Below are 12,945 nucleotides of genomic sequence, written 5' to 3' on the forward strand. Positions count from 1 at the left end.
TTTAAAACCTATTTTCTATTTGTAGATGAAAGTAACATTTTTTCTAACTCAATAGAATCGTATGTACGCTCGTCCATGTTTTTAAACTTCTTAAGACTTGCTGAGCATGATTTGTTAGAAGCCTTAGAAGCCTGAAGAGATGAAAACTTCTCAGAAACTTCTTTAGCATGTTCTTCATCTAACTGTTCAACTTGTGATAACTCTGTAATACCGTTATTATACCATCCTTTAAGGATTGTGTCAGCATAAGGAAAACTTGCTGTATGGGTATGTTCCATTGTACGGTTGCAAGCTTCAACAATAATATCTTCTGAAAAATTATAAGTTTCTGTCCATTTAGAAATGTAATTAACATCCTTCTTTGCTGCGTTCTGGTCAGTTAATCCAAATATTTTAAAGACACTCTTATAAATTGATTTCCTGATTTTTGTATCAAATTTAATATCATCAATAGTTGTAATTCCACGTTTATAATAGTTGACAGCTGACTTTTCGATAGAGCCTAAAGTATTATTTCCTGATGAAATGCACATCTCCATAAGATATTCTATAAAATCAGAAGATAAATTTAAACCATCAATCATATATAAAATAGAATTAACATCATTACTGTTTAATGTCTTACCAAGATAAGTTTGGGCAAGAAATGTTAACTGCTGAACCCTTGGATCCTTGCTGAATGCGGAAATTTCTTTAGAAGTATATTTGTGCTTGGCAGGAATTGCATTTGCAGGTGCAATACTTTCGATTAATGCAGGCTCAGAATTAACGTCTTCATAATTGCCATAAAAAGTATCGCCAACAGCTCTTGCTGAAACCTGGCTTCCTGAAGAGTTTAATATTGATTTAACATAAAATTTATTAGTTGTATATGCTTCCATGCGAATTCCGTTAACATGCATGTCCTCATCTCTTGAAAGAGAAATAAGACCGAGGCGTTCCCAGTAAGATAACCCACGTTCAACATCACTTTCAGTAAAACATAAAAGATCAGCCAAAGCATCTGTTGTTATTTCAGTAGAATGTCCGGAAACTAATCTTAAAAGATATAAATATATTTTAACAAATTCGCCATTGGCATTTGGCATATATTCATCAATAAAAAGATTAGATACTGATGTTAAATCTGTAAAATTCCCTCTATCTATAACTAACTTACCCATGATAAAAACCTCTCAAATTCTCAAAATGTTATGTAAACCAATTTCTTGAGAAAGCAAAAAAATAATAAAGGTCAAAATCCTTTTTCTCTCTCAAGCAAGACAAAGTATAGCACAATAAATTTTATTTGAAAAGGGTTGAAAAACACTGAAACGCCCATTTTTAAAGGGGTTCAGGCAAATGTTAATAATGTTAATAATGTGAATAACTTTCGAAAATAATTTGTCGAAAATTGTAAAAAGGCTTTAAATAGGGCATTTATCAGGTTTAAAAATACAAAATGTTATGTAAACTAAAAATCCGTAAAAATGTTGATAACTTTTTACCACATTTTTACGGATAGTGTTAATAACTTTATTTACCTAGCAGCTTTTCGCCGATTTTATAGACATCTCCGGCACCCATAGTTATTAATAAGTCATTATCATTACAATTTTCTAATAAAAAATTTTCAATTTCATCGAAAGTTGGAAAATAATGTACTTCAGTACCTAATTTTTCTATTTCATCAGCCAAATTTTTAGAACTAATTCCTAAAGTGTTCTTTTCTCTTGCTGCATAAATATCTGCAAGAACAACAGCGTCAGCCTCTGATAATGCTTTTGCAAACTCAGGAAGTAGAGCCTTAGTTCTTGTATATGTATGAGGCTGGAATACAACCCATAACTTTTTATGAGGATAATGTTCAGCAGTCTTAAGCGTTGCAGTAATTTCATCAGGATGATGAGCATAATCATCAATAATAGTTATATCACCAAGTTTGCCCTTGAATTGGAAACGTCTGTCAGTTCCGCCATAAGCTTCAAGACCATTAAGAATATCTTCTTTATCAATATTTAAAAAGTGAGCAGTTGCAATTGCTGCAAGAGAGTTATAAATGTTGTGCATACCTGTTACCTTTAAAGTAACTCTGTGCTTAAATTCTCCTTCAACATACAAATCATAGCTTCCATGAGCAAATTCATCAAATGTAATATTTTTTGCAGTGTACATACTGCCTGATTCTTCAGAACCTACAGTAATAACTTTGCAGTCTAAGTCTTTTGTAAAATATTCGAGATTGTCGATGTCTCCGTTGATAATTAAAGCTCCGTTAGCAGGAAGCAATTCTGCGTATCTTCTAAAACTATGACGAATATCATCTAAATCTTTAAAGAAGTCAAGATGATCTGCGGCAACATTTAAAATAATGCCTACAGTTGGTGCAAATGATAAGAAGCTATTTGTGTATTCGCAGGCTTCAGTAATCATTGTTCCTGAGTGACCAACTCTGGTGTTACCTTTGATTGCAGGCATAATTCCACCGACTAAAATAGTAGGGTCAGTATTTGCCTGAAGTAAAATCTGTGAAATCATTGAAGTTGTAGTGGTTTTTCCGTGAGTTCCTGAAACACCAATTGCAACATCGTAATTTTTCATCATTTGTCCTAAAAACTCTGCACGTGTTAATGTTGGAATCCCATATTCTCTTGCAGCTACTAATTCAGGATTATCATTTTTTACCGCAGCTGTATAAATAAGTACATCAGTGTCAGGTGAAACATTTTCGTTACGCTGACCGTAGAAAATTTTTGCACCTAATGATTCAAGATGTGCTGTAATCTGTGAATTTTGATTGTCAGAACCTGTAACAGTGAAATGTCTTGATAACATAATTTCTGCTAAAGCACTCATGCTGATTCCACCAATTCCCGTAAAATGTAATTTACATGGTTCGTTAAAATTTAAAATATACATTTGTGATACCTCTTTTAATAAGTAATAAATTTTGGTTACTTTATATTAAGTAGTAACAAAATAAAAGTTTTCAATATTATAAGAAAGTAATTATTTTTTACTGAAAAAACGCCATATTTACTGAAAAATAAAGGCTAAACTCTCCTATTTGCTTTATAAGTATACTCTTAAAAAAAAGAAAATAAAAGGAAAAATTTAAGATTATGACATTAAAAGAATTGTTAAAAAAAAGACAAATTAGAAATTAACTGCAATAATATGACGAAAATTGTTGAAAATGTACAAAAAACTAAATAAAAACGTTTCGTATATAGAAAAATGTAATAAAAAAATCAAAGAAAATCCTTTAAATATGGGCGATTAAATGGTATAATTTAACTACTTTATAAAATTAGCAGCGAGGTGAACGACATGATTAAAAAAGAGATGATTGCCATGTTACTCGCAGGCGGACAAGGAAGCAGACTTGGAGTTTTAACATCCAAGGTAGCTAAGCCTGCGGTTGCGTTTGGAGGCAAGTACAAGATTATTGATTTTCCACTTAGTAACTGTATTAATTCAGGTGTAGATACTGTAGGTGTATTAACACAGTATCAGCCATTAAGACTTAATGCCCACATTGGCATTGGAATTCCATGGGACCTAGATAGAAATATCGGAGGAGTAACAGTATTACCTCCATATGAAAGAAGTGAGCATACAGATTGGTATACAGGAACAGCTAATGCTATATATCAGAACATTGATTATATGCAGAGCTATAATCCTGAGTATGTAGTAATTTTATCAGGTGACCATATTTACAAGATGGACTATGAAGTTATGCTTGACTACCATAAGGCCAACAATGCAGATATTACAATTGCAGTTATGCCGGTTCCTATTGAGGAGGCAAGTAGATTTGGTGTTGTAATTGCAGATGAAAATCACAGAATTACAGAGTTTCAGGAGAAGCCACCTGTACCTAAGAGCAATTTAGCCTCAATGGGTATTTACATATTTAGTTGGGATGTACTTAAGGAAGCACTTTTAGCACTTAAGAATCAGCCTAATTGTGACTTTGGTAAGCATGTAATTCCATACTGTTTTGATAAGGAACAGAGAATTTTTGCTTATGAATATTCAAGCTATTGGAAAGATGTAGGAACATTACAGTCATATTGGGAAGCCAATATGGAATTAATAGATATTGTACCTGAATTTAATTTATATGAAGAATTTTGGAAAATATATACTAAGAGCAGTTCATTGCCACCACAGTATGTAGCCAAGGAGGCATCTGTAGAAAGATGTATCATAGGCAACGGATGTGAGATACATGGTAATGTATCTAACTCAGTAATCAGTGCCAATGTTGTAATTGAAGAAGGAGCAATAGTTAGGGATTCAATTATTATGGACAATACGGTTATTAAGAAAGGAACTGTAGTGGACAAGGCAATCATTGCAGAGAATGTCGTTATCGGTGAAAAATGTACAATCGGAACGGGTGAGTATGCAGATAGTAAACTTGATACAAGAGTTTATGCCAGTGATTTAGTAGTTATTGGTGAAAATTCAACCATACCATCCAATGTTACAGTTGGAAGAAATGTAGCTATATCAGGTAAGACTGTAATTAGCGATTACCCTGACGGAAAACTTGAATCAGGAGACTATATAATTAAGGCAGGTGAAATTTAATGAGAGCGATAGGAATTATTTTAGCAGGTGGAAACAGTAACAGATTAAAAGAACTCTCAGCAAAAAGAGCCGTAGGGGCAATGCCAATAGCAGGTAGTTACAGAGCTATTGATTTTGCTTTGAGTAATATGAGTAATTCTCATATTCAGAGAGTAGCTGTACTTACACAGTACAACGCATGGTCATTAAATGAGCACCTTAGTTCATCAAAATGGTGGGATTTTGGTAGAAAGCAGGGAGGCTTATATGTATTTACTCCGTCAATTACATCTGACAATGGTTTCTGGTATAGAGGAACAGCAGATGCAATTGCACAGAATATAGGATTCCTTAAGAAGAGCCATGAGCCATATGTAGTTATTGCATCATCTAATGCAGTTTACAAGTTAGACTACAATAAAGTATTAGAATATCATATTGAAAAGAATGCAGATATAACAATTGTTACAACAGATTTACCGGATGGTAAGGTATCTAATTATGGAGTAGTAACAACTAATGATGATGGACGTATTGTAAAATTTGAAGAAAAGCCAATTGAAAGTGATGGAACTTTAATTTCAACAGGGGTATATGTAATTAGAAGAAGATTACTCATCCAGTTGATTGAACAGTGTATGGAAGAGGACAGATATGATATCGTATCTGACATTATACAGAGAAATAAGAATAATCGTAAGATTTACTCTTATAAGACAACTGATTATTGGAGGAATATTTCTACAGTTGATGGATATTACAATACAAACATGGATTTCCTCAAACCGGAAGTTAGAAATTATTTCTTTAGAACATATCCGGATGTATATTCAAAGGTAGAAGATTTACCACCGGCAAAATATAATCCGGGAGCAGATGTTAGCAACAGCTTAATTTCAGGCGGATGCATAGTAAATGGAAAAGTAGATGATTCGGTTGTATTTAAACAGGCTTACATCGGAAATAACAGTACGATAAAGAATTGTATTATACTTAATGATGTTTATATTGGAGACAACGTACATCTTGAAAACTGTATCGTTGAAAGTCACGGAACAATTAAACCTAATACAGAAATAATTAATCATGAAAGTGAACCTAAAATTATAATAGAGCGTAACTTTAGATACGGGTTATAAAAGTATTTGACGCATTGATATGTGATGATTGATGCGTAAAAATAAAAGTAATGTTCTACAAAACAATGAGGAGGCAAAAATATGAATATTACAGATGTAAGAGTCAGAAAGATGACAAAAGAAAGCAAGATGAAAGCGGTTGTTTCAATTACAATTGATGATGAATTTGTTATTCACGACATCAAAGTAGTAGAAGGTGAAAAAGGATTGTTTATTGCAATGCCTAGTCGTAAGGCAGCAGATGGAGAATATAGAGATATTGCTCATCCAATCAATTCACAGACTCGTAATTCAATTCAGGAAATTGTTTTAGCAGCTTATGAAAAAGCATTGTTAGAACCAGATCCAGAATAGACATAATGTAAATTGGAATAAAAATAGTTATTATCTTAAAATGGCATGCCCGATTGTGGTTATGCCATTTTTAATTATACACAATTTTAGAAATTTGGCGAATGTATAATCGCTGAGAAGAAGCAAAGTAGCATCGAAGTGCTATGCACAATAGTCATATGTATAAAAAATTGTGTGCAGTTTAAATTAATTTATTGCCAAAAAGTCTTTAAATAAAGAGCAATAAAGGGTAAACTATAATAATAATAAAATGTTAAAGATAAAGAGATAGTAATAAATGAGAAGGTTTTTAGAAAAAATTTATAAAAATAAAGGAGAAAATACATGTACGCAATAGTAGGACTTGGAAATCCGGACAAAAAATATGACAAGACAAGACATAATATAGGATTTGATGTAATAGATGAATTAGCATCTCAGATGGGAGTTCAGGTAAATACAAGAAGACATAAGGCACTTTGTGGAATAGGAATGATAGGAAATGAAAAGGTCATACTTGTAAAGCCACAGACATATATGAATAATAGTGGGGAATCTGTAAGAGAAGTAATGGATTTTTATAAATTAGACCCACAACAGGAAATAATAATAATAGCAGATGACATCAGTCTAGATGTAGGGAAGATAAGAATAAGAGCTAAAGGAAGTGCCGGTGGTCACAATGGACTAAAAAGTATAATAGCCCATACCGGTACACAAAACTTTAAGAGAATAAAAGTTGGAGTAGGTGAAAATCAGGGAGATTTGGTTAATCACGTGTTAGGAAAATTCGGTAGCAAGGAAAGAAAAATCGTAGATGAAGCGGTACGAAACGCTGCATCAGCTGCTGAAGTAATGATTCTAGAAAATATTGAGACTGCAATGAACAAATATAACTAAATTAAAATAATGTTGAGGTTAAAAACTCACAACTTTGATGCCTACGGATTGTTTCATGCTACGCCGCCACAATTCTGGCATCATTAAAACAATAAGGAAGGACACAATGAATACATTTTTTTATCCACTACAAAAATTAAATGGATTTGAACGCGCTAAGGAATGCCTTGATACAGGAAAAACATGTCAGGTAACAGGGTGTGCGGATTCTCAGCTTGCACATTTTATAACAGGATTAAGCGATGGCTACAAAAATAAAGTCATCGTTACTTTTAGTGGAACAAAAGCAAAGGAACTTTATGAAGATTTAAAAGCATTTGATAAAAATGTTGTATTGTATCCTGCGAAGGATTTCATATTCTTTTCAGCAGACGTACATGGAAACGTAATCCTGCAGCAAAGACTGGAATGCATAAAGAAACTTGTAGAAGATAAACCATGTACAATTGTGACTACAGCAGATGGACTTATGGATAAAATAATGCCATTAGACAGAATTAAAGAAAATGTTCTGGGAATTTCTGAAGGCAGCATTATTGAAATGGATGCAATAAGACATAAGCTTGTTCAAATGGGATACGAGGGAGCAGAACAGGTAGAGTCACCGGGACAGTTTGCTATAAGAGGAAGTATTATAGACATTTATACATTGACAGACGAAGTGCCATATAGAATTGACATGTGGGATGATGAAGTTGATATTATAAAAAGCTTTGAGGTAGAAACACAAAGATCAATAGAAAATCTTGAAAAAATAACAATATATCCGGCAACTGACTATGTATTAACAAAAGAAGAAATAAGAGCCGGAATTGATAAAATAAAAAAAGACTTAAAGAAAAATTCTGAAGCACTTAGAAAACAATTTAAAACAGAAGAAGCGCATAGACTTGAAGTTATAATAAAAGAATTTATAGATAATGAAGAAATAAATGAAAATGGAATGTCATTTGATAGTTATGTAAACTATTTCTATGATGGAATGGTAAGCTTTATTGACTATTTAAAAGATGCGGCGTTCTTTATAGACGAGCCAAAAAGAGTTGATGAGCAGATGAAAGCTGTTGAGACGGAATTTAGAGACAGCATGAGCAATCGTTTAGAAAAAGGTTACGTTTTGCCGGGACAGACTGACATTGTGTGGAGTAGAAAAACAATTGAAAGTAAGCTAGACTCAGTAAAGAAAGTGCTATTTACTTCATTGGATCAGACTGTAAAGAATTTTACAGTAGATGAAATTGCATCTGTAGAAGCAAAAACAATAAGCCCTTATAATAACAAATTTGAAATGCTAGTTGAGGATTTAAAAAAATATAAAAAACAAAAATATCAAGTAATAATGGTTTGTGCAAGCCTGACGAGGGCAAAAAGACTAGCAGAAGATTTACGCGGATTTGGCATAAGTGCATTTTACGAAGAGGATAAAGAAAGAGAAGCACTTAGTGGAGAAGTAATGATAGTGACAGGACACCTGCGCGGAGGCTTTGCTTATCCTATGATAAAATTTGTAGTAATAAGTGATACTGATATTTTTGGTGAGAAAAAGAAAAAAAGAAGAAAGAAACATAATTATTCAGGTACACATATTTCAGATTTTTCAGATTTAAATATAGGAGATTATGTTGTACATGAAAATCACGGACTTGGAATCTACAAAGGAATTGAAAAAATTGAAGTAGACCGCACCGTGAAGGATTATATAAAAATAGAATATGAAGGCGGTAGCAATCTCTATATTCTTGCAACTCAGCTCGACATGATTCAAAAATATGCTGACAGTGAAGCAAAACCACCTAAGCTTAATAAATTAGGTGGAACTGAATGGAAAAAAACAAAAACAAGAGTTAAAAAGGCAGTGGCAGATATTGCCGACGAGTTAATTGAATTGTATGCGACAAGACAGGACAGCACAGGATTTGTATTTAGTCCGGACACAGAATGGCAAAAAGAATTTGAAGAGATGTTCCCGTTTGAAGAAACAGATGACCAGTTAGAAGTAATTTCTCAGGTTAAAGCGGATATGGAAAGCACAAAGACTATGGACAGACTTGTATGTGGAGACGTAGGATTTGGAAAAACAGAAGTTGCCATACGTGCGGCATTCAAGGCAGTACAGGATAATAAACAGGTAGTATACCTTGTGCCGACAACCGTTTTAGCGCAACAACATTACAAGACATTTACACAAAGATTCAAAGATTTTCCTGTAAGAGTGGAAATGCTTTCGAGATTTAGAACAAAAGCAAATCAGGAGCAGACAATAAGAGATTTGAAAAAAGGTTATGTAGATATCGTAATCGGAACCCACAGAGTTCTTTCAAAAGACGTGAAATTTAAAGACTTAGGTTTGCTTATAATAGATGAAGAACAACGATTTGGTGTAAAACATAAAGAAAAAATTAAAGAACTAAAAAATAATATAGATGTATTAACGATGACTGCAACGCCAATTCCAAGAACATTGCATATGAGTCTTATCGGAATAAGAGATATGTCTATTATGGAAGAACCACCACAGGATAGAATGCCGATACAGACATATGTAATGGAATATAATGATGAAATCGTAAGAGAAGCTATAAACAGAGAACTATTACGAAATGGTCAGGTTTATTATGTATACAATATTGTACAAAACATAGCAGAACGTGCTGCCGAAATACAAAGACTTGTGCCTGATGCAAATGTAGCATTTGCACATGGTCAAATGAGTGAGCGACAGTTAGAAACAATTATGTATGATTTTGTAAATGGAGATATAGACGTATTAGTTTCTACTACTATAATAGAAACAGGGATTGATGTTTCAAATGCAAATACAATCATAATTCATAATGCAGAAAAAATGGGATTATCTCAGTTGTACCAGCTTAGAGGACGAGTAGGTCGTTCAAATAGGACTGCATATGCGTTTATGATGTACACAAGAAATAAATTGCTATCAGAGGTAGCAGAAAAGAGACTTGGTGCAATAAAGAATTTCACGGAATTAGGTTCCGGCGTAAAAATTGCCATGAGAGATTTGGAAATACGAGGAACCGGGAATTTACTTGGAGCGCAGCAACATGGACACATGGAGGCGGTAGGTTATGATCTGTACTGTAAAATGCTAAATGAAGCAATTCTTGTAAGAAAAGGAAAAACTCCGACACTTGAATTTGAAACAAAAATTGATGTACTTATAGATGCATTCGTTCCTGCAGGGTATATTAAAAGCGAGAGCCAGAAGATGGATGTGTATAAACGAATTGCAGGCATAGAAACGCAGGAAGAATACGAAGATATGCAGGATGAGTTAATAGACAGATTTGGAGAAATGCCTAGACAGGTAGAAAATCTGTTGAAAATTGTACTCATAAAAGCAACAGCACATGAAGCTTATATAACTGAAATAACAGGAAATAAGACAAAACTTAAATTTACAATGCATCCTACGGCTCCGATTGAAACAGAAAAAATACCGGAAATACTAAGCAAATACAACAGAAGATTAAAATTAATTCCGGACAAAACACCTTACTTCGAATATATTCCGATGAAACCGGCAAAAGACGCTGATGAATTGATGGAAAATATGCGAAAAGTAATTGAAGATATCCGAAGCTTAAAAAGAAGTTAATCAGAAGAATTGCTAATGATGGAAAAAATATAACATAACAATAAAATGGTTATGGCTGAGCAAATCTCAAAAATAACAACACAGCAGCATAAACAGGAGTAGAATCGATGAAAAATAAAAAAATGATGGCTACACTTACATGTTTTGTAGTGGCAATGGCTATAGAGGGATGCACAAGTAGCAAATCCCCTGATACCAATAAGCAGAAGGAAGCTACTACGGAATCAGTAACAGTAGAATCAAATTTAGAAAATTCATTAACACAAAATAATAATGAACAAAATAAAGAAGATGAAAATCAAACTTCAGAAAGCTTAGTTCGGAAAAATGAAAATCAAACTACAGAAGGTTTAATTCAGAAAAATGAAAGCCAAACTTCAGACAACATAAAACAGGAACAAAATAATCAACCATCTAGTGAAAGCCAGACAGTTGCATCAAAAGAATCGATAGGAATAAAAATAGAAGACATTGATTCTAAAGCAGACATAGCGGACATATATATGGATGAAGTTCGATATTATGCCTACAAAACACAGGCAACATACGAAGTTTATTATATGTCAAAAAATAAAGAACTTAAGTGGAATAAAAAACTAAAAATAGGTGTAACACTAGAAGAAGGGGTAAAAAGCCAGATACTTAGCAATATTTGCGAAAGACAGGCATTATACGAGGAAGCTTCAAAATATGACGTGTCTTTGAGTGCAGAAGAAGAAAGCGAGGCAAATGAAGAAGCTGACTACTATTTAGAAAATTCCAGCGAAAAAATGTTATCAAAAGTTAATATTAGTAAAGAAAGACTAGTTGAAATTTACAAAAAAGAAAAAATTGCAAAAAAAGTTGAAGATATATTAAACGCAAAAGAAAAAAATAGCGCAGATGAAATGTATCAACAATGGAAAAGCAAAGTTACAATTGTAATGGAAGAACCTTGGGGCAAAATAAACTTTTCAGAAAAAATAATGGAAGAGTAAAGAAAGGAGAAACTGATATGGGATTTTTAACAGGAAAGACAGCCATTATAACAGGTGGAGGAAGAGCAGTATTGCAGGATGGAAGCTGTGGTTCAATAGGCTATGGAATAGCAACGGCTTATGCAAAAGAAGGTGCCAATTTGGTACTTACAGGACGTAACGTTAAAAAACTTACAGACGCAAAAGAAGAATTGGAAAGCAAATACGGAATAAAAGTATTGCCAATTCAGGCTGACATAAATGCCGGAGCAGACAATGAAACTGTTGTTGCAAATGTAGTAAAGCAAACAATAGATGAGTTTGGAAGAATTGATGTGTTAATAAATAATGCACAGGCATCAGCTTCAGGAGTAACAATAGCAGATCATACAACACAACAATTTGATCTCGCAATGTATTCAGGGGTTTATGCGGCTTTCTACTATATGAAAGAATGCTATCCGTATTTAAAAGAAACAAAAGGTTCTGTAATTAATTTTGCATCAGGTGCAGGACTATTTGGAAACTATGGACAGTGTGCTTATGCTGCAGCAAAAGAAGGAATCAGAGGGCTTACAAGAGTTGCTGCAACCGAATGGGCAGCAGACGGCATAAATGCAAATGTGGTATGCCCACTTGCATGGACAGCTCAGCTTGAAAATTTTGAAAAAGCTTATCCGGATGCATTTAAAGCAAATGTAAAAACACCACCAATGGGACATTTTGGAGACGTGGAGAAAGAAATAGGTCGCGTATGTGTACAGCTTGCTTCTCCAGACTTTAAATATATGAGTGGTGAAACGCTTACACTCGAAGGAGCCTTAGGCCAAAGACCATAGATAATAAATAAAAAAATTAAAAATAATTACGGATTATTCTAACTAAATTGGGATAATCCGTAATTTAGTTTACATAACATTAAAAAGAAGGAAATAGCTTAAAAAATTTTACGGTAAAAAATAGAAAAAAGAAAATAATCCGTAAATAGTAAAATGATATTTTAGAATAAATAAAAAACAAATCAAATCTAACATAAAGTATTAATGGGTACCAGACAGATTGATTTTAGAATATAAATTAAAACAAGTTAAATACAACACAGATAAAGTCATACTGATATTATATTTGAATAATAAGTAAAACCAATTCTATTAATGTATGATGACAAAGATCGCTAGAAGTAATAATTGCAGTTAGATTTAATTGACAAATACATAAAAATAAAAAAATTAAAAAAGCATGTTGACAACAGTCGAAATACGTAGTATTATACACAAGCTGACTGTTGAGACAGCAGTTCAGACAGAAAAATTTAATTGATTCTAAGTTTTGAATAACGAAGAAAAATATAAAAAAGTTGTTGACAAAGCAGAACAATCGTGATAATATGAACGAGTTGCTGCTGAAACAGCAACAAGCAAAACAAGAACATTGATAA

Annotated in this window: 9 protein-coding genes; 7 read left to right on the forward strand and 2 right to left on the reverse strand. The window is 33.1% G+C overall.

Annotated features, from left to right (window positions below):
- Positions 1-8: 8 nt before the first annotated feature.
- Both ABMA45_RS07165 and murC read right to left on the reverse strand, forming a co-directional pair.
- Complete coding sequence (locus tag ABMA45_RS07165) at positions 9-1,163, reverse strand: DnaD domain protein (RefSeq protein WP_022089205.1); 1,155 nt, start codon at positions 1,161-1,163, stop codon at positions 9-11.
- A gap of 352 nt (positions 1,164-1,515) precedes the next feature.
- Positions 1,516-2,898: a UDP-N-acetylmuramate--L-alanine ligase gene (murC, locus tag ABMA45_RS07170; protein WP_022089206.1), complete on the reverse strand. Its 1,383-nt coding sequence runs from the start codon at positions 2,896-2,898 to the stop codon at positions 1,516-1,518.
- A 411-nt stretch (positions 2,899-3,309) separates the two neighbouring features.
- Between murC and ABMA45_RS07175 the strand changes: the two genes are divergently transcribed.
- From ABMA45_RS07175 to ABMA45_RS07205, 7 genes are all read left to right on the forward strand, one after another.
- Positions 3,310-4,581, forward strand: coding sequence for a glucose-1-phosphate adenylyltransferase (locus tag ABMA45_RS07175; RefSeq protein WP_022089207.1), 1,272 nt, complete (start codon positions 3,310-3,312; stop codon positions 4,579-4,581).
- Positions 4,581-5,699, forward strand: coding sequence for a glucose-1-phosphate adenylyltransferase subunit GlgD (gene glgD, locus ABMA45_RS07180; RefSeq protein ID WP_022089208.1), 1,119 nt, complete (start codon positions 4,581-4,583; stop codon positions 5,697-5,699). Before ABMA45_RS07175 ends, glgD begins: the two co-directional genes overlap by 1 nt.
- 81 nt (positions 5,700-5,780) lie before the next feature.
- The gene (gene spoVG, locus ABMA45_RS07185) at positions 5,781-6,053 is read left to right on the forward strand and encodes a septation regulator SpoVG (RefSeq protein WP_022089209.1); all 273 of its coding nucleotides are present in this window, start codon (positions 5,781-5,783) and stop codon (positions 6,051-6,053) included.
- Between the two features lie 324 nt (positions 6,054-6,377).
- On the forward strand, positions 6,378-6,932 hold the full coding sequence (gene pth / locus ABMA45_RS07190) for an aminoacyl-tRNA hydrolase (RefSeq protein WP_022089210.1): 555 nt from the start codon (positions 6,378-6,380) through the stop codon (positions 6,930-6,932).
- Between the two features lie 106 nt (positions 6,933-7,038).
- On the forward strand, positions 7,039-10,551 hold the full coding sequence (gene mfd / locus ABMA45_RS07195) for a transcription-repair coupling factor (RefSeq protein ID WP_022089211.1): 3,513 nt from the start codon (positions 7,039-7,041) through the stop codon (positions 10,549-10,551).
- A gap of 107 nt (positions 10,552-10,658) precedes the next feature.
- Positions 10,659-11,528 (forward strand): hypothetical protein, encoded by an 870-nt coding sequence (locus tag ABMA45_RS07200; RefSeq protein WP_022089212.1) that lies wholly within the window; start codon positions 10,659-10,661, stop codon positions 11,526-11,528.
- A 17-nt stretch (positions 11,529-11,545) separates the two neighbouring features.
- Positions 11,546-12,346, forward strand: coding sequence for an SDR family NAD(P)-dependent oxidoreductase (locus ABMA45_RS07205; RefSeq protein WP_022089213.1), 801 nt, complete (start codon positions 11,546-11,548; stop codon positions 12,344-12,346).
- Positions 12,347-12,945 lie beyond the last annotated feature (599 nt).

Source organism: Eubacterium sp. CAG:156 (genome assembly GCF_000434315.1).
GTDB lineage: Bacteria > Bacillota > Clostridia > Lachnospirales > Lachnospiraceae > Eubacterium_U > Eubacterium_U album.

Coding starts and splice junctions, on each gene's coding strand:
- spoVG (WP_022089209.1), top strand. CDS start 5,781: ATGAATATTACAGATGTAAGAGTCAGAAAGATGACAAAAGAAAGCAAG.
- mfd (WP_022089211.1), top strand. CDS start 7,039: ATGAATACATTTTTTTATCCACTACAAAAATTAAATGGATTTGAACGC.
- ABMA45_RS07205 (WP_022089213.1), top strand. CDS start 11,546: ATGGGATTTTTAACAGGAAAGACAGCCATTATAACAGGTGGAGGAAGA.
- pth (WP_022089210.1), top strand. CDS start 6,378: ATGTACGCAATAGTAGGACTTGGAAATCCGGACAAAAAATATGACAAG.
- ABMA45_RS07165 (WP_022089205.1), bottom strand. CDS start 1,163: ATGGGTAAGTTAGTTATAGATAGAGGGAATTTTACAGATTTAACATCA.
- ABMA45_RS07175 (WP_022089207.1), top strand. CDS start 3,310: ATGATTAAAAAAGAGATGATTGCCATGTTACTCGCAGGCGGACAAGGA.
- murC (WP_022089206.1), bottom strand. CDS start 2,898: ATGTATATTTTAAATTTTAACGAACCATGTAAATTACATTTTACGGGA.
- glgD (WP_022089208.1), top strand. CDS start 4,581: ATGAGAGCGATAGGAATTATTTTAGCAGGTGGAAACAGTAACAGATTA.
- ABMA45_RS07200 (WP_022089212.1), top strand. CDS start 10,659: ATGAAAAATAAAAAAATGATGGCTACACTTACATGTTTTGTAGTGGCA.